This is a genomic window from Rhodococcus maanshanensis NBRC 100610, assembly GCF_001894865.1.
Classification (GTDB): Bacteria; Actinomycetota; Actinomycetes; order Mycobacteriales; family Mycobacteriaceae; genus Rhodococcus_G; species Rhodococcus_G maanshanensis.
Genome location: NZ_BCXA01000054.1, coordinates 13509 through 39268, shown reverse-complemented (window position 1 = coordinate 39268; position 25760 = coordinate 13509). Strand labels below are relative to the sequence as shown.

The following is a 25760-nucleotide window of genomic DNA, read 5'->3' as shown; positions in this document are numbered from 1 at the left end:
TTACTCAAAAGTAAGAAGGTGTGACGACAGGGGAACCGATGGCAATCCGAGATCGAGGTCTGCGGGCGGGCCTCGCGCTTATTGGCCTGCTGGCCGCCGTCGCAGCAGGAACCGGCACCGCGGCGGCCGAACCGGCGAGCGGGCCGCTCCCGGTCCCCTTCGACCTCGGCGCCGGGCTGCGCGCGCTGCCCTTCCCCGAGGTGGTGCCGCCGGGCGCGAACGACCCGGCCTGCCGACCGTCCGCCGCACGCCCGAACCCGGTGGTCCTGGTGAACCCGACCTTCGCGACGCAGGCGTCCGCGTGGCAGGCCGGTGCGCCCTACCTGCGCAACAACGGGTACTGCGTCTACACGTTCAACTTCGGCAACCCCGTCTGGGTTTCGGAGATCCCGATCCAGGCGCTCGGGGACATCCGCGAATCGGCACGGGTGCTGTCCGGCACCGTCGACCGGGTGCTCGCGGCCACCGGCGCGACAAAGGTCGACCTCGTCGGCCACTCGCAGGGCGGCGGCGTGCTCTCGCACTACTACCTCAACGCCCTCGGCGGCGATCAGAAGGTGGACAAGCAGATCGGTATCTCGCCGAGCGCCCACGGCACCACGCTCAGCGGGGGTGTCTATGTCCGCAGCCTCGTCCCGCCGGTGGGCCGCGCCTTCTACGACGTGCTCACCGAACTCACCCCGGCCCTGACCCAGCAGGCGACCGACTCCGACCTGATGCGGCAGACCTACGGCAACGGCGACACCCGGCCCGGTGTCCGGTACACGACGATCGTGACCAGGTACGACGAGATCGTGACCCCGTACACCGAACAGTTCCTGACGGGCGCGAACGTCACGAACATCCTGCTGCAGGACGGCTGCACGGCGGACAAGTCCGAACACCTCTCGTCGCTCTACAGCGAGAGGGCCTGGCGGTTCGTGCTCAACGCCCTCGATCCCGATCACCAGACACCGGTGCCCTGTTTCCCCGTCGACCCGTTCTTCCCGAACGTGAAGTAGGAGTTCCGCTCCCACCCTCGACCACGGCGGTACTGGTACTGCAACGGGACATTCTTGACCGGTGGTCGATACTTGCGAGATGGTCGTTGATGTGGATTCTGCCGAAACGGGCCTCCTGTGAGTGTGGGAACACTGTCGATGGAGCTGACCAGCTTCGTCGGCCGCAAAGCAGAACTGTCCGAGGTACGCAAAGCCCTGTCGACCTCCCGTCTGGTGACGTTGTCCGGCATCGGGGGGGTCGGCAAGACCAGGCTCGCCCTCAGCGCGGCCGAGGCGGAGCGGAGGGCCTATCCCGATGGGGTGTGGCTGGTCGAACTCGGCGAGCTGCGCGATCCGACGTTGGTGGTCGAGCTGGTCGCCACCAGCGTCGGGGTGAACAATCGCTCAGCCCGCCCTCTGCTCGAGGTGCTTGTCGAGGTCCTGTACCCGGGCACGGGACTTCTCATCCTGGACAACTGCGAGCAGCTGATCGAGGCCGTGGCCGAGCTCGCCAAGAAGCTGTTGACCACCTGCCCGAAGCTCCACATCCTCGCCACCAGCAGGGAACCGCTCACCGTCGGCGGTGAGTCCGTGGTTCGGGTTGCCCCCCTGACGACGCCACCAGCGGACCGCCCACTCTCGCTTCGGAACTCGGCTCATTTCGATGCCGTGTCACTGTTCGCCGAACGGGCCTCGTTCGTGCTCCCGGATTTCGAACTCACCGGCGACAACGTCGACACCGTCGCACAGGTCTGCACCCGGCTGGAGGGGCTACCGTTGGCGATCGAGCTGGCGGTGGCGCGGCTGAAAGTGCTCTCACCCGAGCAGATCCTCCAGCGGCTCACCGACCGATACACCCTGCTGACCCGCGGCCGCAGGAACGCTCCGACCAGGCAGCAGACCCTGCAATGGTGCATCGGCTGGAGTTACGACCTTTGCACGCCCGCCGAACAACAATTGTGGGCTCGGCTGTCGGTGTTCGCCGGCAGTCTCGACCTCGACACGGCAGAGGCCGTGTGCGCCGAGGACGGGGCAGAGCAGGACCTGATCTATACCTTGGCGTCTCTCGTCGACAAGTCGATCCTGATCCGTGAGCAATCGGGCGGTGGGGTTCGCTTCCGATTGCTGGAAACCGTGCGGGACTTCGGCCGCGAGAAGCTCGACGACGCCGGCCAGCAACTGGCCCTGCGCCGGCGACACCTGGACTGGTACCTGCAGTTGGCGCTGGAGGCGGACGCCGCGTGGAGCGGTCCGGACCAGCTCGAGTGGACCGCACGCCTCGCCCGAGAGCTGCCGAACCTGCGCGAGGCACTCGAGGTCAGCCTGTCCGAGTCCGGCGAGAGCGCACTTCGGATCGCCGCGGCCATGGGCAAATTCTGGCTCTCCCGTGGGCTCCTCAGCGAGGGGCGACGGTGGCTCGACCGGGCTCTGGCACGGACGTCCGATGAGCCCTCCGTACACCGGGCCAATGCGCTGTACAACGCCTCCATCCTCGCCGCGACCCAGGGGGACCTGGAAGCCGCGACCTCTCGACTCGAGGAAGGCCGCGCCCTCGATGCGCAGCGAGAAGACCCGATCCTGCACGTCGACGCCGTGATCATCGAGACATTCATCGCGCTCCACCGCGGTGAGATCGATCGAGACCTGGCACCCCTGGAAGAGGCCGTCGAAATCTCCCGGGCACGCGGGGACTTCAGGCGGCTCGTCGAGGCGCTGTTGGTACTCGGTTTGGCCCGCCAGGCACGCGGCCAGGTCGCAGAGGCGGTCGCGTGCCACGAGCAGGTTCTTGCCGCCAACGAAGCGCACGGCGGGACGGTGTACCGGTCGTATGCGCTGCTGTCGATCGCAACCGCTGTGCGGGGTCAGGGTGACAACGATCGCGCGGTGGAATGTCTCGAGGAGGCACTTCGGTTGATGCGGGCGGGAGAGGACCCGGGTTCGGCGGTGACCTGTCTACAGACTCTGGCCTGGATAGCCAGCGAGCAGCACGAACCGCGGCGGGCCGCCGTGCTGATGGGAGCCTCCGATGCGCTCGGCCGTGCCGCAGGCACTGTCACGGTGCGCTTCCCCGACCTCCATGTCCATCCGGACGAGTTCACGCGGAATGTCAGTGGGACACTCGGCGTGCCCGGGTACGAGGCTGCCTACCGCGAGGGCGGCGCGTTGGACTTCGGCGGCGCGATCGCCTTTGCCCTGAGAGAGCAATCACCCGAGGAGACCCCGACCGCTCGACACCTGGCCGGTCTGACCGAACGAGAAAGCGAGGTCGCCGATCTGATCGCCGAAGGCCTGACCAACAGGGACATTGCCGACCGACTGGCAATCTCAACGGGCACGGTGAACGGACACGTGGAACACATCCTGGCCAAACTGGGGCTCTCCTCGCGCGTACAGATCGCGGTCTTGGTCCTCCAGCACAAGCACGGCGAGCATGACTGAGGGTGCCCCGGCCTTGAGGGCCGCGACCTGACGCCCTGACGATCACGGTCCGTCGACCACGATCTCGACCCCGCCGGTCAGCAGGGCGGTCGCGGTCAGACCGAACATCCGACGGAACGCGTCGCTGAAATGTGAGGGGGTCGCGAAGCCTGCGTCGACGGCGGCGCGGGTCAGATCCGAGCCCTTCGACACCGCCGTCGCGACGTGCAGCATCCGGGCCCACAGCCGGTAGCGCCGGAAGCTGGTGCCGGTCTCGGCGGCGAACAGTCGGAGGAAATAGGGCGTCGACAGGTGCGTGTCCCTGGCGAACTCCGCCGCGGAGACCGGCGACCCCGGCTGCGCCCGGATCGACCGGATCACGCCGTCGATCCGCTCGTCGACCGGACCGAGGACCGGGCCGGACGCCGCGTCCAGGATGCCGAGTGCATCGAGGGCAGGGGCGCCACAGAGCCCGACCAGCTCCGCTTCGGCCCGGTGCCCGCTCCCGAACCCGCCCTGCGCCGCCGCCATCCGCTCGAGGCACCCGCCCGCCCGCGCCGAGCCGGGGTCGAAGTAGCAGAACAACATTCGCTCCCCTGTCGCGACGATCTGGTGCACCGCCCGCGGCGGCACGAGCACCGACCGGAGCACCACGTCGGCGCTCCCGTCCACCCGCAGGGTCAGGGGCGCATCCACGCCGACCGCCAGGCAGTAGACCGCCGTCGAGTGCGGTTCCAGCCGCAGCGAGGGTCCGAGATAGACGGCGTGCCCGTACCCGACCCACAGCGCGGGCGCCGGGGGTGCAGCGCACGTTTCTGGAAGCGGCGGCCGGTCCACAACCGCCATGCTGACACAACAACCACCACGGAAGGGGCAACCATGTGGGCCGATCGGATCGCACGGGCACTGTTGGTCGGGGTCGGGCTGGTCAACCTGGCGCCCGGCGCCGCGGCGCTGTCGGCGTCGCGGGTCGAGTCCCTCTACGGCGTGCGGGTGGCCGACCCCGATATGGAACTGCTGCTGCGCCACCGCGCCGCGCTGCTGGCGATCGTCGGCGGCGGACTGCTGGCCGGCACGTTCGTACCGTCGTTCCGGGTCCCCACCGTCGCCGCCGCCGCGACGAGCATGGGCAGCTACGTCGCGCTGACCGCGGCGGTGGGACCGACGAACCCGCAGTCGTCCCGGGTGCGTGCGGTGGACGTGGGCGCGCTGGCGGCGCTGGCCGTCGCGGTGGGCCTCGAGTCCCGCTCGCTCAGGCCCGTCGCAGGCTGACCAGGAAGTCGACGGTCCCGGATCCGTCGACCGTGACGAACCCGAGCGACGGGGGCTGCACACCGAAGTCGGTCCACGTGACCGGGATGCTGCCTGAGGCGACCAGCGAATCGCCCGACCGGAGCACCTCGACATCGACGGTCACCGGCCGAGCCACCCCCTTGATGGTCAGGGTTCCTGTCGCGGTGACGGTTCCGGTGGTGCCGTCGCGCGGCAGGCCGGACAGATCCACCGGGCCGTCGACGACGAAGGTGGCGGTGGGAAATTCTCCGGTCGACATCACGCGGGTGTCGAACTGCCCGTCGCGGCGGGGGTCGTCGGTCGCGATGGAGGCGACCTGCACGGTGATCTCGCCCGCCGTCAGCTTCTCGGCCTCGACGGTCGCCGAGCCGCTCACCTCCCCGGTGGAGCCGACCACGGTGACGCTGGCGCCGTTGAGGATCTCGTGCACCGTGTAGCCGGCGGCGGTCTCGTTCGGCGGGAGGCCTGCGTCGACCACCCATCGCCCGTTCACCTCCCCGGTCGCGGGCTGTGCGCCGGAGGTGGACACCGAGGCGGCGGGCGCGTCGTCCTCGGCGATCCAGGTGCCGTACACCCACGGCCCCGCGACGACCGCGAGCACCGCGACGACCGCGATCCCGCCGAGTACCCACCAGCGTCTGCTCATGTCCGGGACACTACTGACCGCCCGCGCGCTCCGCAGGGTCTCAGTTCACCGAGCCGAATCGCTTGCGGGTGTCCCGGACGAAGCTCGCGAAGAGCGCCTTGTTCACCGGCAGCGCGAGCCGGACCGGGATCCCGAAGCCGGGGCGCGGCGCGAAGGCGAAGGTCCAGACGAAGCGGCAACCGGTCGGCGTCGGCTCGACCCGATAGTCCTCGGCGAACGACCGGAACAGCGGGACGTTGGCCTGTTTCACGTAGAACGCGTGCCGCCGCTGCTCCTCGTCCCAGACGAAGAACTGCTCGCGCAGCTGCATGAAGCCGCCCGCCACCTTGGCGGTCCTTGTCGTCGCCGCGCTGTGCGGGGTCGCCGAGGTGTAGTGCACGCCGAGCAGCCGGCACCACGACAGCGGCTCGAGGCCCGTCAGGCCTCGCCACACCTCGTCCGCCCCCGCGCGCAGATCCATGCCGTAGGTGTAGACGAAATCCGCGGTCTCGAAGTAGGAGTCGTCGATCGGGTCGAGGTCGAACCAGTGCATGGTCGCTCGCTTTCGTTCGAGGCCCCGCGGCCGTGGCCGTGCGATACATCTCGGGGGCCGACAGTACCGAACTATGCTGACCGACATAGGCAGCAAGGGAGAACGAGCACGTGACACAACGCCCAACCGCCCGCGACCGGATGCTCACGAGCGCTATCGCCCTCTTCCGCGAGCGGGGCATCGACGCCACCTCCTTCGCCGATGTCATCGAGCGCGCGGAGGCCCCGCGCGGGTCGATCTACCATCACTTCCCCGGCGGTAAGACCCAGCTGGCCGAGGAGGCCACCCGCACTGCGGGCGCGCTGATGGAGACGCTGATCGAGTCGAGCCTCGCGCGGGGCGGGCCGTCCGAGACCCTGGCGCGGCTCATCGGCGTCTTCCGTCGGCAGCTGCTGGACTCGGACTTCCAGTCGGGCTGCCCGGTGGCCGCGGGCGCACTGGAGAGCGGGGACTTCGCGGCCGCGCGGGAGATCGCAGGCGAGGCCTTCACCGCCTGCGAGGACGCCATCGCTGCGGCCCTCACCCGACGCGGCGTGCCGCCCGCCCGCGCCGACTCCCTGGCGACCACCGCCGTCACCGCCATCGAGGGCGCGCTGCTGGTGGCAAGGGCGCAGCGCAGCGTGCGGGCCCTCGACCGCGTCGGCGCCGAGCTGACCGGGATGATCGCGTCCGCCGTGGACGAAGCCGAGCGGTAGCCGGGACGCCATCTGCCACCCGTCGCCGAACCCGCCGCAGGGGCGTTTTCTGAGAGTTTGCTGAGTATCGTGGCGGCCCCGACGGCGAGTCGCCTACCGTCCCTGCCTGCCGCCCCGGCCCCTAGCCCGAGTCGGGCGGCACGTGGGCCTCGCTGATGTGGAGAGCGGCGAGGCCCACGTTCACGCCGGATCGGCGAGGACATAAAAAAGCCCCTCACCTGCGTGAGCAGATGAGGGGCTTTTTGGCGGTGGCGGAGGGATTTGAACCCTCGGACGGGGGTTACCCGTCACACGCTTTCGAGGCGTGCTCCTTAGGCCGCTCGGACACGCCACCGCCGGTGACTTTACCCGACTCGGGGCCTGGCGCTAAATCGGCCGCTGACCGGGGCCTCCGCGCGATCAGCGCTGCTCCCGGAAGAAGCCCTCCAACAGGGCCGCGCACTCGTCCTCCAGCACGCCGCCGCGCACCTGCGGGCGATGGGTGAGCCTGCGATCGCGGACCACGTCCCACAGCGACCCGACGGCCCCGGTCTTGGGCTCCCACGCCCCGAACACGACCTTCTCGATCCGGGCCAGCACCAGCGCCCCCGCGCACATCGTGCACGGTTCCAGGGTCACGGCCAGGGTCGCGCCCTCCAGCCGCCAGCCGTCGCCGTGCACGAGGGCGGCCGCGCGCAGCGCCAGGATCTCGGCGTGCGCGGTCGGGTCGGCGTTGGCCTCGCGGGCGTTTGCAGCCCTGGCCAGCTCGACGCCGTTCGCATCGAAGACCACGGCGCCGACCGGGACGTCTGCGGTGTCCGCGGCGGAGGCGGCGGCGATCGCGGCCCGGATCATCGCCTCGTCGCGGTCCCTCGCCCCGCTGGGCAGCGACATCTACCGGGGCAGGGTGTCGAGCACCGAGGAGAGTTCGGTGGCGAAGCCGAGCCGCTGCGCGATCATGCCCAGCTGCTCGTCGGGGTACAGCTCGGTCTCGGCGAGGATCACCCCGAGCACCGGTTCCGGCAGGCCGAGGTCCGCCAGCAGGCTGAGGTCGCCCTCCTCCCACGGATCGACGTCGTCGAGCTCGTCGGGGTCGAGGTCGGGGGTCTCGATGTTGAGCGCGTCGAGCACGTCGGAGGCGATGTCGTAGTCGAGCGCCGCGGTGGCGTCCGAGAGCAGCAGCCTGGTGCCCGTCGGCGCCGGGCGGAGGATGACGAAGAACTCGTCGTCGATGTCGAGCAGGCCGAACACCGCGCCGGAGCTCCGCATCTCGCGCAGCTCGGTCTCCGCGGCCTCGAGACTGTTCAGCGCGGCCGAGGTGAGCGCCGTGCACTTCCACTTGCCGTCGTCGAGGACCACCGCGACGCCGAAGCCATCGAGATCCTCGAACTGGTCCGAGGGGGCGCTGTTGTCACGCGCGCGCTGAGCAGCCATGCCGTCACCGTAGTCCGCCCGGCGCCGGTAAATGAAGTCCGCAGGCAAATGTGCCAACCTATCCGGGTGTCTGCTGAAGCGACTGACCCGCCGGTGTGCGTTCTCGGGCTCGGACTGATCGGCGGTTCGGTGCTCCGGGCCTCGATCGCGGCCGGCCGGACGGCGTGGGGCTACAACCGCTCCGCCGGCGCCGTCGAGGACGCCCGCGCCGACGGATACGACGCCGACACCGACCTCGAGGCGGTGCTGCGCCGGGCCCAGCGGTCCGGCGCGCTGATCGTCGTCGCGGTGCCCGTCCCTGCCCTCGACGCCGTGCTCGGCGCGGTCGCCACGCACGCCCCCGACTGCGCGCTCACCGACGTGGTCAGCGTGAAGCGGGCGGTCCTCGACGCGGTGCGCGGGCACGGCCTCGGCGCGCGGTTCGTCGGAGGACACCCGATGGCGGGGACCTCGCAGTCCGGCTGGGCGGCGGGCGACGTCGCACTGTTCCGCGACGCGGTGTGGGTGGTCGGCACCGACGACGGCGTCGATCCCGTGGTGTGGGGCCAGGTGGCCGCGCTGGCCGTGGACTGCGGCTCGGTGGTGGTGCCTGCCGCCGCCGACGAGCACGACGCGGCGGCCGCCCGCATCTCGCACCTGCCGCACCTGCTGGCGGAGGCGCTCGCGACCGTTGCGGCGGCAGGCGGCGACCTCGCGCTCGGGTTGGCCGCCGGCTCGTTCCGCGACGGCACCCGGGTGGCGGGCACCGCACCGGAACTGGTGCGCGCGATGTGCGAGGCGAACTCGGGCGAGCTGATCGTCGCGCTGGACGAGGCGCTGCAACTGCTGACCGACGCCCGCGACGCCCTCTCCGACAGCGGCAGCACCGAGACCCTGGTGACGGCGGGGCACGCCGCGCGGCTGCGCTACGAGAACCTGGACCGCTGGGAGATCACCGACGTCGCGGTCGGCGAGGACGGCTGGGTGGAGCGGATGCGCGACGCCGGCCGCCGCGGAGGGGCGCTGCGCGCCCGTGCGCGCCTGGCGAGTGCAGGGACTCGGTAACCGCGCACGGGCGCGGAGCGCCTAGATCCGCTCGGCCAGGCCCTGGTAGTCGAGGATGAACCCGTCGCGGTCGATGGTGACCGAGGAACTCGACACCGGCGAGAGCACGTGGATGCCGTCCGCGCCGCTGCTGTAGGTCAAGCTCGCCTCCTGCACGCTCAGGTCGGGCAGGTACACGTACACGACCGGGACCTGGATGTCCTCGGAGTCGGTGTGCATGCCCAGCCGCCGGATCGGCAGGGTGTTGAAGAACGGGCTGAGCACCACGTCGACGTCCAGCGCGCCGCCGAAGGTGGATCGCTTGGGGTTGGTCCCGTTCTCGACCATCCAGTTGCCCTGCGAGTCCCGGCTGATCGAGACCTGCCGCTCACCCGACGCAAGGCTGGTCCGCAGCGAGAGCCTGCGGGTCACCCCGTTCTCGTCGGTGACCAGGTCGTAGGACGCGCTGAACGCGGGGTGCTCGGCGCACTGTCCACCGATGATCCGGCCGGCCGCCTTGATCCGGTTACCGACGAGCTGCACTCGTACCGACTCCATCCGAGGAGCGGCGTGGGCCCGCCACGTGAGGACCGCAGGCCAGACCGAATCGGTGGCCGCTGCGCCCTGAGCTGGATTGGTCACCTGACTACGGTAAGCGACGTGGGGCCTTCGGGCAGCAGTGGCGGCAGAACCGCGCGGGTCGCGAGTCGCCGGGCGCTCACGCCGCCTCGGCCGCCATGCGCTCGAGCACCGCGATCCTGGCCGAGAGCACCGCCAGCGCGAACAACCCGACCACCACGTTGAGCAACGCCCCGAACTCCTGCGCGACGAAATCGAAGACCTGGGTCAGCAGCACCGTGACCAGCGCCGCGGCCCGCAGGAACTGCAGCGGCCACAACTTGCCGTTGCGGAGCCTCGCGACGCCGACCCAGCTCAGCACGCACGCGACGGCGGTCCCGGCGAGCTGCCCGACGGTGGTGACGACCCCGGCCGAGCCCTCGAGATCGGAGGACAGCGTGACGATCGCGTTGATCAGCCCGGACGTCGAGAAGAGCACCAGGACGAAGGCGGCGACCCCGACCGCGGTGCGACCGCTCAACACGGCCGGGACCCGCCGCGATCCCCACGCCCGCAATCCCCCGAACCGACCGGGCTCCCGCGGATCGCAGCGCGCGAGCAGATCACCGATGTCCGCGACCGCGGTCAGGTCGGCGCCCGCCGCCTGTGCCCGGTGCAGTTGCGCCTCGGCGAGCGCGCGGCGCTCCGGCGGCAGTCCCCTGATCAGTCCGTCCACCGCGATGGCGGCGGCGTTGCTGATGTCCTCGGCGACGCTCGGCGGCCGGGAGTCGTGCAGCCAGCGGTTGAGCAGCAGCAGGACCACCACGACGACGTACATGATCGCGACGGCGGGTCGGTAGAAGTAGTCGTTGGTCTTGGTGACGAACTTGCCGACCTCGTCGAGGAAGAGCCCGAATCCGATGCCGCCGAGCACCACGGCGAGGAGCCGCGGCCGCAGGCCCAGGAACGAGAACGTCACGACCAGGGCCGCCACCATCAGCAGCCCGCCCCACAGCACGTGTGCGACGTGCAGCGTGGAACCGCCGACCTGTGGGTAGCCGGTGAGGTGCAGGTAGGCGCGGGTGATCAGGATCGTCAGCACCCCGATGATGACGAACGCCTCCACCAGGGCGCTGGCCTGCGCGTCACGCAACAGCATCGGCCTGCGCCGGGCGCGCCCGGTCTCGGTCCGACCGGTCAGCGCGGACGCCAGTGTCATGGCTGCGTTCCTTCCGTGGCCCTGGGTTCCCCAGTGTCCCCCAACCGGGCGGTCGTCGGCCCCGTGACCGTGCCCACGATTTGTCCACAGCTGTGGACAAATCCTGTTAACACCCAGGACCGGACTGTGGACAGTGTGGACGAACCTGTGGATTACATCGATGTAATTAGCCTGTACCTGCGACTATGCCATCCACAGGCCTGTGGATAACGGGGCGGCGCGCTGGCCACGGCCTGTTGATCCCCAGCCCGACCGGACGCTCCTCCACAGGCGGCACACAGATGGCGGCGGCACCACGGCGGTTAGGGCGCCCCCACGCGGGGCAGCGATGCGAAAGGCCCCGCCGATCACATGGATCGACGGGGCCCGCATGCCGCCCCAGGTCGGGGAACCGGGCGGCACGTTTGGTGCGGGCCCATGCCTTCGAGCTGGCTGGCTCCATCGGCCCGCATCGACCACCTTAGCGGGAATCGAACGTGCGTGCTAGCCGCCTTGATCGATCATGCGACCGAAAGCCATTGCGCCCGATGGGAGTTCAACCGTTGGCCCACGAGAAAGCCCCTCACCGGCATTTCTGTCGGTGAGGGGCTCCTCACTGTGCGCCCGAAGGGATTCGAACCCCTAACCTCTTGATCCGTAGTCAAGTGCTCTATCCGTTGAGCTACGGGCGCATGTCTTCAGTTGTGCTGGCCTACGAGCACCAGCGTGGCGGAAGCGAGAGGATTTGAACCTCCGGTCCCCTTTGAGGAGGACAACTCATTAGCAGTGAGTCCCATTCGGCCGCTCTGGCACGCTTCCTAGGCTCAGGTCCTTTCGGAACCGCCGGATGGAAAGGTTACACAGGCGCGGCGTAAGAGGCAAAACGGCTGGTCATAGGCGATTTCTAACGCAGATTGCCATCGAACCAGTCGAAGATCCGGCGCTGCGCGTCCATCATCGCCTGCGCGGCCGGATCGTTGTCATCGCCGTCCACCGGGAACTCCGGCGGTTCGTCCGCTCGATGCTCGAGACCGCTGTAGCTGACCACGAGGGTGGCGACCTCGGCGCGCGCGATCGCGTCCCGCAGTCGCTCGACCTCCGCGCGCGGCGTGCCAGGGTCGTCCTCCCCGTACAGCCCCAGCCACGGCGCCTGCAGTTTCGGGGCCGCCTCCACCAGAGCCGGGGCACCCTCCGCGAGCGGGTGCACGATGCCGCGCGCGGACACGCTGACCGCTGCGCCGACCGGCCTGGAGGTCGCGACCAGCAGGGCGGCGGTGCCCGCGTCGTCGAAGCCGAGCACCCCGACGCAGTCCGGGTACACCCCGCGCGCGGTGAGCCAGTCAAAGGCCGCGTCGAAGTCGGCGAACAGGTTGTCCCCGAACACCTCAGCGGTGCTGTGCAGCGGCTCCCGGTGGAACAGGTGCGGGGCAACCGTCAACCAGCCCTCGGCCGCGAGCGAGCGCATGAGGTCGAGCAGGGCGTCGGTGAACTCCCGCGACTCGTGCAGGACCACGATCCCGCCGCGGGCGGGTCCGTCCGGTTCGACGGCCGTCAGGGGGACGCGAACGGGAGGCGCGTCCGGATGCTCCCCCAGGGCGCGCAGCACCGCGCTGTCCGTGAAGATTCCCGACATACGTATACCTTGGCACGCTCACGGCCCACCCGTTCAAGATTCTTTTCGCCGGTCACCGGTTCTTTTTCGCCGCGCCCGCCACGTCCGATCGGATGCGGCGCATAATGTCGATTCATGACCGTGCGCACCCGCCCCGACCTCTCGAGAATCGCCCCCTACGTGCCGGGACGCACCTTTCCCGGCGCGATCAAACTGGCCAGTAACGAGACCACCGTCGGTCCGCTGCCCAGCGTCGTGGAGGCGATCGCCGAGGCCGCGGCCGGCGCCAATCGTTATCCGGACAACGGCTCGGTCGCCGTGCGCGACGCGCTGGCCGCCAAGCTCGGCGTGAGCGCGGACCGGATCACCACCGGCTGCGGATCGGTCGGCATCTGCCTCGAGCTGGTGCAGGCGACCTCGGGGCCGGGCGACGAGGTGATCTACGCGTGGCGCTCGTTCGAGGCCTATCCCGTGGTGGTCAAGGTGGCCGGAGCCACCCCCGTCGAGGTCCCGCTGACCGCCGACTACGAACACGACCTCGACGCCATGCTCGCGGCCATCACCGACCGCACCCGGCTGATCTTCATCTGCAACCCGAACAACCCGACCGGGACGGTGGTCGCCGCGGAGGCCCTCGCGCGGTTCCTCGACGCGGTCCCCCCGCACATCCTCGTGGCGCTGGACGAGGCCTACTTCGAGTACCTGCGACCCGACGCGGGCGCCGAGGCCGCGCCCGACGGCGTGGCCCTGGCCGAGGGTCGACCGAATGTCGTTGTCCTGCGCACCTTCTCGAAGGCCTACGGCCTTGCCGGCCTTAGGATCGGGTACGCGATCGGCGACCCGGAGATCATCGCCGCCCTGTTCAAGGTGCACCTGCCCTTCGCGGTCACCAGCGTGGCCCAGGCTGCCGCGGTCGCCTCGCTCGCCGCCGATGCGGAACTACTCGCCCGTACCGACGGGGTGGTCGCCGAGCGGACGCGGGTGCGGGACGCGCTGATCGCGGGCGGGTACGACGTGCCGCCGTCCTCGGGCAACTTCATCTGGCTCCCGCTCGGCGAGCAGGCGGCGGCGTTCGGCGAGGCGGGCATCGCCGCGAAGGTGGTGACGCGACCGTTCGCGGGGCACGGGGTGCGCGTCACCATCGGCGACCCCGACGAGAACGACACCTTCCTGGAGTTCGCCCTCGGGGCCGGACTGCCGATCTGGAAGGCCTCCCAGCAGGGCTGAGATTCCGTACCACGCACAACGGCTCCGACCAGGGACACCTGGTCGGAGCCGTTTCTGCTTGGCGGAAGCGGAGGGATTTGAACCCCCGGTCGCTTTCACGACGCTCGCTTTCAAGGCGAGTGCATTCGGCCGCTCTGCCACGCTTCCATCGCAGATCCTAACGGCACCCCCGGTTCCCGGCGGAATCCACCGCGCAGGGTCAGCCGGCCGATCGCTCTCCGATGGCCGTGTTCACCTTGGTGAACACCCTCTCGACGCTCGTCAGCTCGTCCGCGTCCAGGAGATCGACGAGATAGCGACGCACCCCGCGCACGTGCGTCGGGGCCGCCTCCTCGAGCCGTCGGCGCCCCTCCTCGGTGAGGATCGCCAGCACCCCCCGGCCGTCGTCGAGGCAGGTGTTCCTGGTGACCATCCCGTCCGCCTCCATCCGGCGGATCTGGTGGGTCAGCTTGCTGCGTGAGGAGATCACGCCATCCGCGAGATCGCTCATCCGGACCGACCCGTCCGGCGACTCGGACAGCATCACGAGAATGCGATAGTCGGCCGTGGTGAGCCCGTGCCGGTCCTGTAACTCCCGGTTGAGTAATCCCATCAGCCGCTGGGAGCCGTCGATGAAGGCGCGCCAGGCGGCCATCTCCGCGTCGTCGAGCCAGCGAGGGGCCTCGTCCTCAGAACCGTCGATCTGTGTTGTCACACAACCATTCTAGTTGCCTGCGCTCATGATTCATACCGCTCGGTATGAAAGAGGCGTCGCCTCAGCCGGAGACGGCGCGCAGCGCGGAGGTGTCGATCTCGGCGACGCCGGCGAACCCTGCCAACCCGAGCGTCAGGTCGAAATCCGCCAGCAGAATTCGCAGCGCGTGCTTGGCGCCCGCCTTGCCAGCGAGGCCGAGCCCGTACACCCACGGCCTGCCGTAGAGCACCGCGTCCGCTCCGAGCGCCAACGCCGTGAGCACGTCGGCGCCGCACCGAATTCCCGAGTCCAGCAACACATCCGCATGGTCGCCCACCGCCGCGGCCACCGGCGCGAGGGCATCGAGCGCGGCGATCGCACCGTCCACCTGTCTGCCGCCGTGGTTGCTCACCACCACGCCCGCCGCGCCCGCGTCGACCACCGCCCTCGCGTCGTCCGGGTGCACGATGCCCTTGACCGCGATCGGCAGGTCCGTCCACTCCCGCAGCCGGGTCACGTCCGCAGGCCGCAGGGTGTGGTTCCCGAACATCGACACCCAGGTGAGCACGGCCATCTGCATCGCCTCGGCGCTGTCCTCCGGCGCACCGGGGAGCCGGGATCGGAAAACGGGGTCGGTGAGGTAGTTCGCGATCCCCTTGCCCTGCAGGAACGGCAGATGACCCAGCTCGAGATCTCGTGGGCGCCATCCCATTCCCGGGGTATCGGCGGTGAGCACGATCGCCTTCGCGCCCGCCGCCTCGGCCCGGCGCACGAGCGACTGCGCCACCTCGTCGTCGGACGGCCAGTACAGCTGATACCACCAGTTCTCGCCGGAAACCGCGCCGACCTGCTCGATGGGGGTGGAGGACGCCGTGGACAGCACCGAACCGATCCCGAGCTCGTCGGCGGCCTCGCCGACCGCGAGCTCCGCGTTCTCGTGCACCAGTTCGAGGACACCGACGGGCGCGGTCAGCACCGGCGCCGCCAGCCTGGTGCCGAGCACCTCCACGCTCAGGTCCCGCGCGTCCGGGGCCGCGGTCCCGCGCAGCATCCGGGGCACGATCGCGTGCCGCTCGAATGCGGCCAGGTTCGCGGCCGCGGTCCGCTCGCTCGAAGCGCTGCCCGCGATGTAGGCGAAGGCCTCCGGCGACAGCGTGGTCGAGGCCAGCTCCTCGAGCCCGGCCGCGGTCATCGGCAGTTCGGGCCTGGCGCCGCCGACCCCGGACAGGTAGATCTCGTTCTGCATGTTGCCGAAGTAGGTCACCCACGTGACGCTAGCGGGTCTCGGCCCCCGACGGGAGGGGGTGGCGCATCGGTTCGGCCGCTCCCGCGACAGCGGGGCGGCCGCGGGGCTAGCGTCGTCACCATGCGCGCCATCACCGTGACCGGCCCCGGCGGACCCGAGGTGCTCGACTGGACCGAGGTCCCCGATCCGCGGCCGGGGCAGGGCCAGGTCCTCATCGACGTCGCGGCGACGGCTGTCAACCGCGCCGATCTGTTGCAGCGGGAGGGCCTGTATCCCCCGCCGCCGGGGGCCAGCGAGATCCTCGGGCTCGAATGTTCGGGCACCATCGCCGAACTCGGCGACGGCGTGCGCGGCTGGGCGGTCGGCGACCCGGTGTGCGCGCTGCTCTCCGGCGGCGGTTACGCGCAGCGCGTTGCGGTCCCGGCGACCCAGCTCCTGCCGGTGCCCGATGGCCTGGACCTGATCACGGCGGCGGCGCTGCCCGAGGTGGCCTGCACGGTGTGGTCGAACCTGGTGATGATCGCAGGCCTACAGGCGGGACAGGTGGTGTTGATCCACGGCGGAGGGGGCGGCATCGGCACCCACGCGATCCAGGTGGCTGCCGCCCTCGGCGCCACCGTCGCCGCGACGGCCGGCTCCGAGCACAAGCTGGCTGTGTGCCGTCGACTCGGCGCGTCGATCACCGTCAACTATCGCGAGGACGACTTCGTGGCCGCGCTGTCCGGGACCCCGCGGGGCGGCGCCGACCTGATCCTCGACAACATGGGCGGCGCCTACCTCGGTCGCAACATCGATGCCATGGCCAAGGACGGCCAGCTCTGCGTCATCGGCATGCAGGGCGGCCGGGTCGGCGAGCTGGACCTGGGCAAGCTGCTCGCCAAGCGGGGCCGGGTGTTCGCGACGGGCCTGCGCGGCAGGCCGGAGACCGGGCGCTCGAGCAAGGCCGCCATCGTCGCCGCGGTCACCGAACGCCTCTGGCCGATGGTCGCGGACGGCGTCGTCCGGCCGGTCGTGCACGCGGAGCTGCCGATCACCGAGGCCGCGCGGGCCCACGCCCTGCTGGACGCGCCCGAGACCGTCGGCAAGGTCGTGCTGACGCTCGGCTGAGGCCGATCAGCCGAGGGCGGCGACGGCGCGCACGAGCTGATCGATCTCGTATCGGGTCGTGTAGGGCGCCAGGCCGATCGTCACGGCGCCGCCCTCGTCGCTGACCCCGAGCGAGTCCAGCAGCCTGCTGCCGCCGCGCTCGCCGACGAGCGTCCCGATCCGGCGCTCGGCGAAGTGCAGCGACACCTTCTCCGCGGGCACCCCGGCGACCGTGAAGCTGATGGTCGGCACGCGGCTGTGTGAGGTGCCGATCAGCATCACCTGGGGCAGCCGGCGCAGCGACGCCATCAGGTAGTCGAAGATCCGGTCGTGGTAGTCCTGCAGCGAACTGATCGAGGTCTCCAGCCGCTCCCTGCGGCTGCCGCGGGCGGTCTCGTCCAGCCCGGCCAGGTAGTCGATCGAGGCCGTCAGCCCGGCGAGCAGGGCGTACTGGTGCCCGCCCATCTCCAGCCGCTCCGGCCCGGTGGCGTACGGGTTCAACGAGATCGCGGGGATCTTGTCGAGCAGTGCGGGTTCGCGGAAGACCAGGGCGCCGATCTGCGGGCCGCCCCAGCTCGGCGCGTTCACCGCGAGCACGTCGGCGCCCATCTCGTGGATGTCGACGTGTGCGTAGGGCGCCGCCGCGACGGCGTCCGCGACCAGCAGGCCGCCGACCTCGTGGATCCGGTCCGCCGCCACCCGCACGTCCGGCGCCGACCCGACGATCGGGGAGGCCGCGGTCAGCGCGACCAGTCGCGTCGTCGACCCGATCAGCTCGGCGAACTGCCAGCTGGGCAGGTCACAGGTGTCGATCTCGACCTCGGCCCAACGAACCTGCGCGCCATAGCGATTCGCCACCCGCAACCAGGGCGCGACGTTGGCTTCCTCGTCGAGCCGGGAGAGCACAACCCCGGTGCCGAGGCCGAGCCTCGAGCTGAGCGCCTCGGCCAGCCACGCCAACAGCACGGCCCGGTCCTGGCCGAGCACCACGCCCGCCGGGTCGCCGCCGACGAGATCGGCGACGGCCTCACGGGCCGCGTCGAGGGTCGCGGCGCTGCGCCGCGCGGAGACGTGCCTGCCGGTGTGGGAGGCCGCGGAACCACGGAATGCGGTCGACACCGCGGTGGACACCGAATCCGGATGCAGCATGCCTGCCTGAGGATCGAGGTGGATCCAACCGTCTCCGAGCGAAGGGATAAGTCCCCGCACCCGGGCGACGTCGTATGCCATGCCCGACAGCCTAGGACCTAATTTCGAATCGGTGCGATGCGGATGGCCGGATTGTGAGGCATCACAGTATCTGTAACTGCATACAACACAAACTTTTCCGACTCCCCCGCCGCGCGTCGAAACCCGCGCATCGGTTCGCCGTCGGCCGATGCGCGGGCTCCCCTCCTGATACAAGATGGAGCCATGACGCAACCGGACAATGAGCAGGTGGTCGTGATCGGACCCGATGGGCAACCCATGATGGTGGCCGCCGCAGGCCTCCCCGGTGTCGGATCGGGGCCGGCCGAGACCGGCTTCGCGGGCGCGGGGCGCGCCAACGGGGAGGGCGGCGAGAACGGCGAGTCGATCGCGGACATGGTCGAGCAGCCGGCCAAGGTGATGCGGATCGGCACCATGATCAAGCAACTCCTCGAGGAGGTCCGCGCGGCACCGCTCGACGACGCCAGCAGGAACCGGCTCAAGGAGATCCACAAATCCTCGATCCGCGAGCTCGAGCAGGGCCTCGCCCCCGAACTCCGCGACGAGCTCGAACGGCTGACCCTGCCGTTCACCGACGACACCGTGCCGTCCGACGCGGAACTGCGGATCGCGCAGGCGCAGCTCGTCGGCTGGCTCGAGGGCCTGTTCCACGGCATCCAGACCGCGCTGTTCGCCCAGCAGATGGCGGCGCGGTCCCAGCTCGAGCAGATCCGCCAGAGTGCGCTCCCACCAGGCATGACCGCAGGCCACGGGCACCAGAATCCGCAGCAGGGCTCGGGTACCGGCCAGTACCTCTAGCCGTGGCGGCTGGTCGGCCGCACGCGGCCGACCAGTAGGCTCGGTCTCCGTGTCAGCATCCGCCCCAGAATCCGAGGCATTGGCCACCGAGGTCCCCCCGGTCTCCGACTCGCAGACCCTCCGTCGCGCGTTCAAGGACCTGCGGGACGGATTCGCGCAGCGCGAGCTGTGGCTGAGCCTCGGTTGGCAGGACATCAAGCAGCGCTACCGCCGCTCGGTGATCGGTCCGTTCTGGATCACCATCGCCACCGGCGTACAGGCCACCGCCATCGGCATCCTGTACGCGGCGCTGCTCGACATCCCCCTCGACCAGTTCCTGCCCTACGTGACGGTCGGCCTGATCGTGTGGAACCTGATCAACGCCTCGATCATCGAGGGGTCCGAGGTGTTCATCTCGAACGAGGGCCTGATCAAACAGCTGCCGTCGGCGTTGAGCGTGCACATCTACCGCCTGGTGTGGCGGCAGCTGCTGTTCTTCGCGCACAACCTGGTCATCTACGTGATCATGGTCGTCGCGTTCGGGGTGTGGCGAGACCTGAGCTGGGCATCGCTCGCGGCGATCCCGGCGGTGGCCCTGCTCGTGCTCAACGCGGTGTGGGTGTCGATCGTCTTCGGCATCTTCGCCACCCGCTACCGCGACATCGCCCCGATCCTGTCGTCGATGACCCTGCTGCTGTTCGTGCTGACGCCGATCATGTGGACCACGCAGAGCCTCGTCGCGCAGGGCGGCGCGGTCGCCGATCGCGCGAGGATCGCCGAACTCAACCCGCTCTACCACTACCTCGAGATCGTCCGCGCGCCGATGATCGGGCAGCCCCAGCAGCTGTACCACTGGTACATCGTGCTCGGCATCACCGTGGTCGGCTGGGCGCTGGCGCTCGTGGCACTGCGCAAGTACCGGGCCCGCGTGCCCTACTGGGTTTAGGGAGAGCGGTCACAGATGACTAAGCACGTCAGCATCGACACGCACAACGCGTGCGTCGACTTCCCGATCTTCGACGCCAAGTCGCGGTCGCTGAAGAAGGCGTTCCTCGGCAAGGCGGGCGGCGCGATCGGCCGAAACGACTCCGACGTCGTTGTGGTCGAGGCCCTGCGCGACATCACCCTCTCGCTCAAGGAGGGCGACCGGATCGGACTGGTCGGCCACAACGGCGCGGGCAAGTCCACGCTGCTGCGGCTGCTGTCCGGCATCTACGAGCCGTCGCGCGGCAGCGCCAGGATCCGCGGGCGGGTTGCGCCGGTGTTCGACCTCGGCGTCGGCATGGACCCCGAGATCTCCGGCTACGAGAACATCATCATCCGCGGCCTCTTCCTCGGCCAGACCCGCAAGCAGATGCTGGCGAAGATGGACGAGATCGCCGAGTTCACCGAGCTGGGCGAGTACCTGTCCATGCCGCTGCGCACGTACTCGACGGGCATGCGGGTTCGGGTCGCGATGGGCGTGGTGACCAGCATCGACCCGGAGATCCTGCTGCTCGACGAGGGCATCGGCGCGGTCGACGCGGAGTTCATGAAGAAGGCGCGGGTGCGGCTGCAGGCGCTGGTCGAGCGCTCCGGCATCCTGGTCTTCGCGAGCCATTCCAACGAGTTCCTCGCCCAGCTGTGCGACACCGCGATGTGGATCGATCACGGCCAGGTGCGCATGCACGGCGAGATCGAGGACGTCGTGCGCGCCTACGAGGGCGACGATGCCGCCGACCACGTGCGGCACGTCATCGCCGAGATGGAGCGCGAGCAGGCCGAACCGGGACACACCCGGTGACCGAACGGATCATCGGCGTGGTGGTCACCCACAAGCGCCGCGAGCTGCTCGCCGAGTCGCTGAAGGTGCTCTCCACCCAGTCCCGGCCACTCGATCACCTCGTGGTGGTCGACAACGCCGACGAGGCGGAGGTGCGCGCACTCGTCGAGGGTGCGGGCGTGCCCGCCACCTACCTGGGCTCCAAGCACAACCTCGGAGGTGCGGGCGGGTTCGCGCTCGGCATGCTGTACGCGCTGTCCCTCGGCGCCGACTGGCTCTGGCTGGCCGACGACGACGGCCGCCCGGAGGGACCCGAGGTCCTCGCAACCCTGCTCGACTGCGCCACCCGGCACGGACTGTCCGAGGTCTCCCCCGTGGTGTGCGACATCGACGACCCCGACCGACTGGCGTTCCCGCTGCGTCGCGGCGTCGAGTGGCGGCGGCTGCGCTCGGAGCTCGGCACCGACGACCTGCTTCCCGGAATCGCCTCCCTGTTCAACGGCGCGCTGTTCTCCGCAGCCGCGGTCGACGCGGTCGGGGTCCCGGACCTGCGCCTGTTCGTCCGCGGCGACGAGGTGGAGGTGCACCGCCGCCTGGTCCGCTCCGGGCTGGCGTTCGGCACCTGCCTGCAGACCGCCTATGTGCATCCCAACGGGGCCGAGGAGTTCAAGCCGATCCTGGGCGGCCGGATGCACACCCAGTACCCGGACAACGAGACGAAGCGGTTCTACACCTATCGCAACCGCGGGTACCTGCTCTCGCAGCCGGGCATGCGGCGACTGCTGCCGCAGGAGTGGCTGCGCTTCGGCTGGTTCTTCCTGATCGACCGCCGGGACCCGGCCGGCCTGCGCGACTGGGTGCGGCTGCGCAAGATGGGCAGGCAGGAACGCTTCGAGCGGCACTGACCACCTTCAAGATATGCGGCCATTGCGTATCCACATACGCTCCCATACACTCCTGGAAATTTCAGCCTCGAATTCGTAAGAACAATATGGAAGCTACAGTCCTGTGGATTTAGCATCCTTACCAGCCAGATCCAGGATGTGAGTGACAAGTTCGCCAACCCTTGTGCCCGGATTCGGTACGCCTGCCACAGTTGCACCCCAGGGCCTATCAAGGCCATTGCGCGCACGCCCGTCCGCAATTTCGAAAAGCCCGGCAACAAGGTTGCACTCATCTTGGGTTTTCGTGGATCCGCAGATCTTAGCCCATTCCCGCTTTGCATCTTGAGACTTGCCGAACGGAGAACGCCGATCTTTTTGATGTAGGATCAGCCAGGATTCGAAGCATGGATTGCTAAGCGCAACGGATATCCCTTCCCGTCCCGCAGCGGCGATCGCTTCTTCTAGATACGCATGGTCGTCCACATCCACCACAACCCACACGGCATCCAGCGTGTCTTGCGAGTCACCCTCTCGACGGGCTTCCCGCCGATCTTCCTCCCGAATACGCTTCGCCTCTGCTACAACGTGCTCCGGCCCCTTTCCCACAGGAACAATCTCGAGCCGAAACCCCCGAATACTCTGTTGAATATGCTTAAAATATCTACTTTCCGTCTTTGCTCCTTCGAGAACGATCAGCATCCTCTTGCGAGGCTCTCTTCGTGTGCTAACTCGACGGGATGAGAGATTACCCCTCTGGCCACGACCCGCCATCTAAATCCCCATATCCGACAGGTCGATTTGGGGAAGGGCGCCGTAGCGTCCTGTCATGTATCGACGCATGACGTTATCTTCTTCGCGAACACCGAAGTCAGTTACTGGATATAGCACGCTAGTGCCATTACTCCCCTTCTCCGTGAACCAAAGATGCTCCCGCGACAGCGGCGCCGGACGCCCACCGATCGAGGCCATGAGCGACACATCATGGGTCGTGAAGATCAACTGGGCGTGATGCGGGTTTGATTCACGGCTACTAAAGAGCTGAACGAGGTGCCGAACAACCTCAGGGTGAAGACTGGAGTCAATTTCATCAAAGAACACAACTCCGCCAAAATTCATCGCGAACAATATCACGTTCGCGTGCGCAATTAGGGCCTGAGTCCCTTCCGATTCAGCCTCAAAGGGAAGTTCATAGTTTCCATCTTCACCCCTGTGCACGAGGGTAAAGTCAACGGTTTCAGTTTCAGGCTCAAAGTCGCCCGCCCTGCCAAATAGCTCCGCAAGCATTCGCTGCCTCGAAATTTCAGAGTCGCTATACTTGCGTCGATTGGTTTTCCCATCCAAGATTCCAACGTCAGAGCCCTCGAGTATGCGTATTATCTCCTTCAGGTGATCCCGATCTTCATGCATATGCTCAAAAACATGAGGAAGCGCACTCATGTAAGACCGAGTCTCGTAGCATCGGATTCTGCTCCGCAACCACGAAGTGACGGGCTTCAGACGAGGATGATCGGCAGCGTAGGCTGCCGAAAGAAAAAGCGAATCCTCTCGAAGGGTCGACACAACCGCCCTGTTTGGGCCAGCGAGAGAGTTACCGAATGACACAGAGGCTGACGCGTCGCCCGAATTCCCATCCGAATTCGATTCAACCCTTTCAAACAGCTTCGTCGGCCTTGCAGTCCGAAACATGACGAGTTCTTCGTAAATCACCCGGCTATCATCGAAGGAAACGCTGTAGCCATACAAAATGCCGTCGTCAGCAACAAATTCGATATCAAACGATGTCGGCTCTGACCTCGAGTGGCTATCCAGCGCGAACGGTTGCCTCGCGTGCCTTAGCACGTTCGATGTGCGGTAGGAATCTCGAACTAGGTCGAGAAAGCCATCCAGGGCAGACCATAGCGAGGACTTTCCTGACGCGTTCGCACCATAGATCGCTGCGATCGGCGCGATGCCGCCATCCCAGGGTTCGATTCTGGAGCCGACCTTTCGTCCCACTCGAAGATCGAGTGTCATCCGCTCACGTATGGAGCGGTGATTCTCCACGCCGAACGACACGAGCATGATGGACCTTTCGTAGTGCGTTGGTACTGAGAAGGATCGCACAAGACAAGGTTGGACACTCACGTTAGGGCCTTATCTGCGGAATTTCCTCACAAATCGACGTGAAACCGGGCGACAGGGCGCACGAAGGCAATCCTCAGAGCGCGCCACCCACGGAGCCAGCACGAGTTGGATGTCCGCGGCACCCAGTTCAGCACCAGCTCGGATCGACCCGCTCCGGCCTGGCGTTCGGCACCTGCCTGCAGACCGCCTATGTGCATCCCAACGGGGCCGAGGAGTTCAAGCCGATCCTGGGCGGCCGGATGCACACCCAGTACCCGGACAACGAGACGAAGCGGTTCTACACCTATCGCAACCGCGGGTACCTGCTCTCGCAGCCGGGCATGCGGCGACTGCTGCCGCAGGAGTGGCTGCGCTTCGGCTGGTTCTTCCTGATCGACCGCCGGGACCCGGCCGGCCTGCGCGACTGGGTGCGGCTGCGCAAGATGGGCAGGCAGGAACGCTTCGAGCGGCACTGACGGCCCAACGGCCCCGGTCGGGGCGTCCCCGCGCGGTCCGACCGCACGGGGACGACTCCTAACCTCGGCCTACTGCTCGTACAGGCGTTCCCAGTTCGCGCGGCTGGTCAGCTGCGGGGCGGCGTCGCGGTACTGGCGCGAGACGGCGGCACCGTCCTCACGCAGGCGCCGCAGCACCCTGACCGTCCGCCGCAGCAGCGCGATCGCCTTGCCCTTGTCCCGCTGACGGATTCGCACCCCGGACTGCGAGGCGTCGGTGACCACCACGTGGTCGAACAGCGAGATGTGCCACCAGTGCGCGTCCTCGCGCGGAACGTTGACCAGGCCGTGCTGGGTCCGGCCGAACCACTGGTCGATGGCCCGCTTGACCAGGATCAGCCGCATGGCGCTCGGCTCGCCGCCCGAGCGCCTTGTGGTGAGGTCCGCGGACCGCACGGGAGCGGTGGCCGCGTCGTGCTTGACCGTCTCCGGGTACTCGGCCCGCTCCGCGCGGATCGCGGCCATCGCCTCGATGCCGCCGTCCTGCAACACCTTCGGGCCCTCGAGGAAGTCCTCGATACCGCGCAGCGTGGTCGCGGCGAGACCGTACTGCATGCCGACGAGGTACTCGCTGATCTGCCGGAAGAACTGCCGCCCCAGCCGCTTGGTGTCCAGGTCGCTGTGCAGCGCGCCGACGATCAGGGAATTGCGGGTGCTGAAGTAGCGCGCCCAGTCGTCGAAGTCCTTCCAGTAGAAGTCCGCGTGCCAGACCGCCGCGTTCGGCAGGGTGACCGTGACGAACCCCGCCTCCCTGGCGCGGACCCCGTACTCGACGTCGTCCCACTGGAAGAAGATCGGGATGGGGAGGCCGACCTTCGCGACCACCTCGGCCGGGATCAGGCACGTCCACCAGGCGTTGTATCCGGCGTCGACCCGGCGCTCCTGGTTCTTCTTCAGCATGCTGGTGTTGCGCAGCGCCTTCGGGACCCGCTGCCCGTGCTGCAGGGTGCCGAGATCGACATCCTCCGCGCCGACGTTCAGGTAGTCCGGGTTGAGCAGGAACAGCATCTGGGCACCGACGAGGGTGGGCTCGACGGTGACGTTCGCGAAGGCGTTGAGCCGCAGGACGGTCTCCGGCTCGCACAGGATGTCGTCGTCCATCAGGATCACGTCGGCGTGCCCGTCGGTCGCGGAGACCTCGTAGAGACCGCGGGTGAAGCCGCCCGCGCCGCCGAGGTTGGGCTGCCGCAGGTAGTGCAGCTTGTCGCCGAACCTGGGCGCGACCTCGCCGTACAGTTCCCGGTCCCGGACCAGGTCGGTCCCCTGGTCGACGACGTAGACGGCGTCGATGACCTCGAGCACGCGGTCGTCGGAGGCCAGCGCCGCGACCGTCTTCGCACAGTCGTCGGCGCGGTTGAACGTGCAGATCGCGATCGCGACAGGGCGGACGGTCTCGGGCGCGGCCGCGGTCCACTCGAGCCGGTCCACGGTCAGCGGGGCGTCCAGCGCGTCGATCTCCACCCAGAGGGCGCCGCCGTCGACGAACTTGTCCAGCGGCGAGGAGAGTTCGACCGTTTCGTCGCCGGATCCGGCGACGGCACCCACGATCCGGCGGTGCCCGGCGATGTCGGAGGCGACCAGGCGGACCCGGAACCGGCCGGAGCCTGCCGCCCGCAGGCTGACCCGCACCTCGGTGACCGTGGTCCAGCGCTGCCAGTAGCTGGCCGCGAACCGTCCGAAGTAGGTGTTGGTGTGGGCGCGCGCCCCCGCGTCCAGGCGCAGCGTGTGGCGTTCCCGATCGCCGGAGCCCTTGCGGAACGCGACATAGAGGTCGTCGTTGACGATCGGCGACATGCCGACGAAGACGCCGCGCTGCACGAGCAGCCGCGGCTCGACCTCGGCCGCCGGGGCCCCGGACTCAAGGAATTCGGGCTTGTTCATCCAACCGCCAACTCTCGATCGTGTCGCCA

Annotated in this window: 25 protein-coding genes, 4 tRNA genes and 1 pseudogene; 12 read left to right on the top strand and 18 right to left on the bottom strand. The window is 68.6% G+C overall.

The genetic code is table 11. The features are described 5' to 3' along the window. Window positions 1-38: 38 nt before the first annotated feature. Together RM1_RS22995 and RM1_RS22990 are read left to right on the top strand one after the other, a co-directional pair. Entirely contained in the window at window positions 39-1001 is a 963-nt protein-coding gene (locus RM1_RS22995; RefSeq protein WP_072753956.1) for an esterase/lipase family protein, read from the top strand. 117 nt (window positions 1002-1118) lie between these two features. Then, the gene (locus RM1_RS22990) at window positions 1119-3419 is read left to right on the top strand and encodes an ATP-binding protein (RefSeq protein ID WP_143069389.1); all 2301 of its coding nucleotides are present in this window, start codon (window positions 1119-1121) and stop codon (window positions 3417-3419) included. A gap of 42 nt (window positions 3420-3461) precedes the next feature. Here RM1_RS22990 and RM1_RS22985 read toward each other — a convergent pair whose 3' ends face one another. Beyond that, complete coding sequence (locus RM1_RS22985; RefSeq protein ID WP_072753954.1) at window positions 3462-4244, bottom strand: AraC family transcriptional regulator; 783 nt, start codon at window positions 4242-4244, stop codon at window positions 3462-3464. 33 nt (window positions 4245-4277) lie between these two features. Between RM1_RS22985 and RM1_RS22980 the strand changes: the two genes are divergently transcribed. Further along, entirely contained in the window at window positions 4278-4670 is a 393-nt protein-coding gene (locus tag RM1_RS22980; protein WP_072753953.1) for a hypothetical protein, read from the top strand. Here the strand turns inward: RM1_RS22980 and RM1_RS22975 are convergent. Then, entirely contained in the window at window positions 4651-5337 is a 687-nt protein-coding gene (locus RM1_RS22975) for a YceI family protein (protein ID WP_072753952.1), read from the bottom strand. The two genes, RM1_RS22980 and RM1_RS22975, sit on opposite strands and share 20 nt — an antisense overlap. 40 nt (window positions 5338-5377) lie before the next feature. Continuing rightward, window positions 5378-5869, bottom strand: a complete 492-nt coding sequence (locus RM1_RS22970) for an SRPBCC family protein (protein ID WP_072753951.1) — start codon at window positions 5867-5869, stop codon at window positions 5378-5380. Between the two features lie 110 nt (window positions 5870-5979). On the opposite strand from RM1_RS22970, the gene RM1_RS22965 reads away from it, so the two are divergent. Next, complete coding sequence (locus RM1_RS22965; RefSeq protein WP_245816567.1) at window positions 5980-6564, top strand: TetR/AcrR family transcriptional regulator; 585 nt, start codon at window positions 5980-5982, stop codon at window positions 6562-6564. A gap of 243 nt (window positions 6565-6807) precedes the next feature. On the opposite strand, the gene RM1_RS22960 is transcribed toward RM1_RS22965, so the two are convergent. The 3 genes from RM1_RS22960 to RM1_RS22950 all read right to left on the bottom strand — a co-directional run bounded on the left by RM1_RS22960 (window position 6808) and on the right by RM1_RS22950 (window position 7977). Further along, window positions 6808-6898, bottom strand: a tRNA-Ser gene (locus RM1_RS22960). 65 nt (window positions 6899-6963) lie between these two features. Beyond that, a complete protein-coding gene (locus tag RM1_RS22955) occupies window positions 6964-7437 on the bottom strand; it encodes a nucleoside deaminase (RefSeq protein ID WP_027501705.1) in 474 nt (157 codons plus the stop codon). Continuing rightward, window positions 7438-7977 carry a tRNA adenosine deaminase-associated protein gene (locus RM1_RS22950; protein ID WP_027501706.1) on the bottom strand — a complete coding sequence of 180 codons (540 nt, stop codon included), beginning with the start codon at window positions 7975-7977 and terminating at the stop codon, window positions 7438-7440. Between the two features lie 48 nt (window positions 7978-8025). Between RM1_RS22950 and RM1_RS22945 the strand changes: the two genes are divergently transcribed. Further along, complete coding sequence (locus RM1_RS22945; RefSeq protein ID WP_072753949.1) at window positions 8026-9021, top strand: prephenate dehydrogenase; 996 nt, start codon at window positions 8026-8028, stop codon at window positions 9019-9021. A 21-nt stretch (window positions 9022-9042) separates the two neighbouring features. Here RM1_RS22945 and RM1_RS22940 read toward each other — a convergent pair whose 3' ends face one another. From RM1_RS22940 to RM1_RS22920, 5 genes are all read right to left on the bottom strand, one after another. Beyond that, a complete protein-coding gene (locus RM1_RS22940) occupies window positions 9043-9642 on the bottom strand; it encodes a putative glycolipid-binding domain-containing protein (protein ID WP_072753948.1) in 600 nt (199 codons plus the stop codon). 76 nt (window positions 9643-9718) lie between these two features. Then, window positions 9719-10777, bottom strand: coding sequence for a hypothetical protein (locus tag RM1_RS22935; protein ID WP_072753947.1), 1059 nt, complete (start codon window positions 10775-10777; stop codon window positions 9719-9721). A 598-nt stretch (window positions 10778-11375) separates the two neighbouring features. Further along, a tRNA-Arg gene (locus tag RM1_RS22930) sits at window positions 11376-11448 on the bottom strand. A 35-nt stretch (window positions 11449-11483) separates the two neighbouring features. After that, a tRNA-Ser gene (locus RM1_RS22925) sits at window positions 11484-11575 on the bottom strand. 85 nt (window positions 11576-11660) lie between these two features. Then, window positions 11661-12389 carry a dienelactone hydrolase family protein gene (locus tag RM1_RS22920; protein WP_072753946.1) on the bottom strand — a complete coding sequence of 243 codons (729 nt, stop codon included), beginning with the start codon at window positions 12387-12389 and terminating at the stop codon, window positions 11661-11663. A gap of 114 nt (window positions 12390-12503) precedes the next feature. Between RM1_RS22920 and hisC the strand changes: the two genes are divergently transcribed. Next, window positions 12504-13595, top strand: a complete 1092-nt coding sequence (gene hisC / locus RM1_RS22915; protein WP_072753945.1) for a histidinol-phosphate transaminase — start codon at window positions 12504-12506, stop codon at window positions 13593-13595. Window positions 13596-13654: 59 nt separating this feature from the next. Here hisC and RM1_RS22910 read toward each other — a convergent pair. From RM1_RS22910 to RM1_RS22900, 3 genes are all read right to left on the bottom strand, one after another. After that, a tRNA-Ser gene (locus RM1_RS22910) sits at window positions 13655-13742 on the bottom strand. 52 nt (window positions 13743-13794) lie between these two features. Beyond that, window positions 13795-14229 carry a MarR family winged helix-turn-helix transcriptional regulator gene (locus RM1_RS22905; protein ID WP_072753963.1) on the bottom strand — a complete coding sequence of 145 codons (435 nt, stop codon included), beginning with the start codon at window positions 14227-14229 and terminating at the stop codon, window positions 13795-13797. A 121-nt stretch (window positions 14230-14350) separates the two neighbouring features. Beyond that, window positions 14351-15532 carry an alpha-hydroxy-acid oxidizing protein gene (locus RM1_RS22900; RefSeq protein ID WP_072753944.1) on the bottom strand — a complete coding sequence of 394 codons (1182 nt, stop codon included), beginning with the start codon at window positions 15530-15532 and terminating at the stop codon, window positions 14351-14353. Window positions 15533-15634: 102 nt separating this feature from the next. On the opposite strand from RM1_RS22900, the gene RM1_RS22895 reads away from it, so the two are divergent. Continuing rightward, entirely contained in the window at window positions 15635-16621 is a 987-nt protein-coding gene (locus RM1_RS22895; RefSeq protein ID WP_072753943.1) for an NAD(P)H-quinone oxidoreductase, read from the top strand. A gap of 6 nt (window positions 16622-16627) precedes the next feature. Here the strand turns inward: RM1_RS22895 and RM1_RS22890 are convergent, their stop codons facing one another. After that, a complete protein-coding gene (locus RM1_RS22890) occupies window positions 16628-17830 on the bottom strand; it encodes a cysteine desulfurase-like protein (protein WP_072753942.1) in 1203 nt (400 codons plus the stop codon). A gap of 183 nt (window positions 17831-18013) precedes the next feature. On the opposite strand from RM1_RS22890, the gene RM1_RS22885 reads away from it, so the two are divergent. From RM1_RS22885 to glfT1, 4 genes are read left to right on the top strand one after another with little or no spacing between them, the layout of a single operon-like run. Then, window positions 18014-18607 (top strand): bacterial proteasome activator family protein, encoded by a 594-nt coding sequence (locus RM1_RS22885; RefSeq protein ID WP_072753941.1) that lies wholly within the window; start codon window positions 18014-18016, stop codon window positions 18605-18607. A gap of 49 nt (window positions 18608-18656) precedes the next feature. Next, window positions 18657-19532 carry a galactan export ABC transporter permease subunit Wzm/RfbD gene (gene wzm, locus RM1_RS22880; RefSeq protein ID WP_072753940.1) on the top strand — a complete coding sequence of 292 codons (876 nt, stop codon included), beginning with the start codon at window positions 18657-18659 and terminating at the stop codon, window positions 19530-19532. A gap of 15 nt (window positions 19533-19547) precedes the next feature. After that, window positions 19548-20369 (top strand): galactan export ABC transporter ATP-binding subunit Wzt/RfbE, encoded by an 822-nt coding sequence (gene wzt, locus RM1_RS22875; protein WP_027501718.1) that lies wholly within the window; start codon window positions 19548-19550, stop codon window positions 20367-20369. Further along, entirely contained in the window at window positions 20366-21253 is an 888-nt protein-coding gene (gene glfT1 / locus RM1_RS22870) for a galactofuranosyltransferase GlfT1 (protein ID WP_072753939.1), read from the top strand. The genes wzt and glfT1 overlap by 4 nt, the downstream gene beginning before the upstream one ends. Window positions 21254-21346: 93 nt before the next feature. Here glfT1 and RM1_RS22865 read toward each other — a convergent pair whose 3' ends face one another. Together RM1_RS22865 and RM1_RS22860 are read right to left on the bottom strand one after the other, a co-directional pair. Next, complete coding sequence (locus RM1_RS22865; protein WP_072753938.1) at window positions 21347-21931, bottom strand: RloB family protein; 585 nt, start codon at window positions 21929-21931, stop codon at window positions 21347-21349. A 72-nt stretch (window positions 21932-22003) separates the two neighbouring features. Continuing rightward, window positions 22004-23293, bottom strand: coding sequence for an AAA family ATPase (locus RM1_RS22860; protein WP_072753937.1), 1290 nt, complete (start codon window positions 23291-23293; stop codon window positions 22004-22006). A 212-nt stretch (window positions 23294-23505) separates the two neighbouring features. On the opposite strand from RM1_RS22860, the pseudogene RM1_RS22855 reads away from it, so the two are divergent. Then, window positions 23506-23811 (top strand): annotated as a pseudogene (locus tag RM1_RS22855) (galactofuranosyltransferase GlfT1); the annotation flags it as partial. Window positions 23812-23880: 69 nt separating this feature from the next. Here the strand turns inward: RM1_RS22855 and RM1_RS22850 are convergent. Beyond that, complete coding sequence (locus RM1_RS22850; protein ID WP_072753935.1) at window positions 23881-25731, bottom strand: glycosyltransferase; 1851 nt, start codon at window positions 25729-25731, stop codon at window positions 23881-23883. Window positions 25732-25760: the final 29 nt, after the last annotated feature.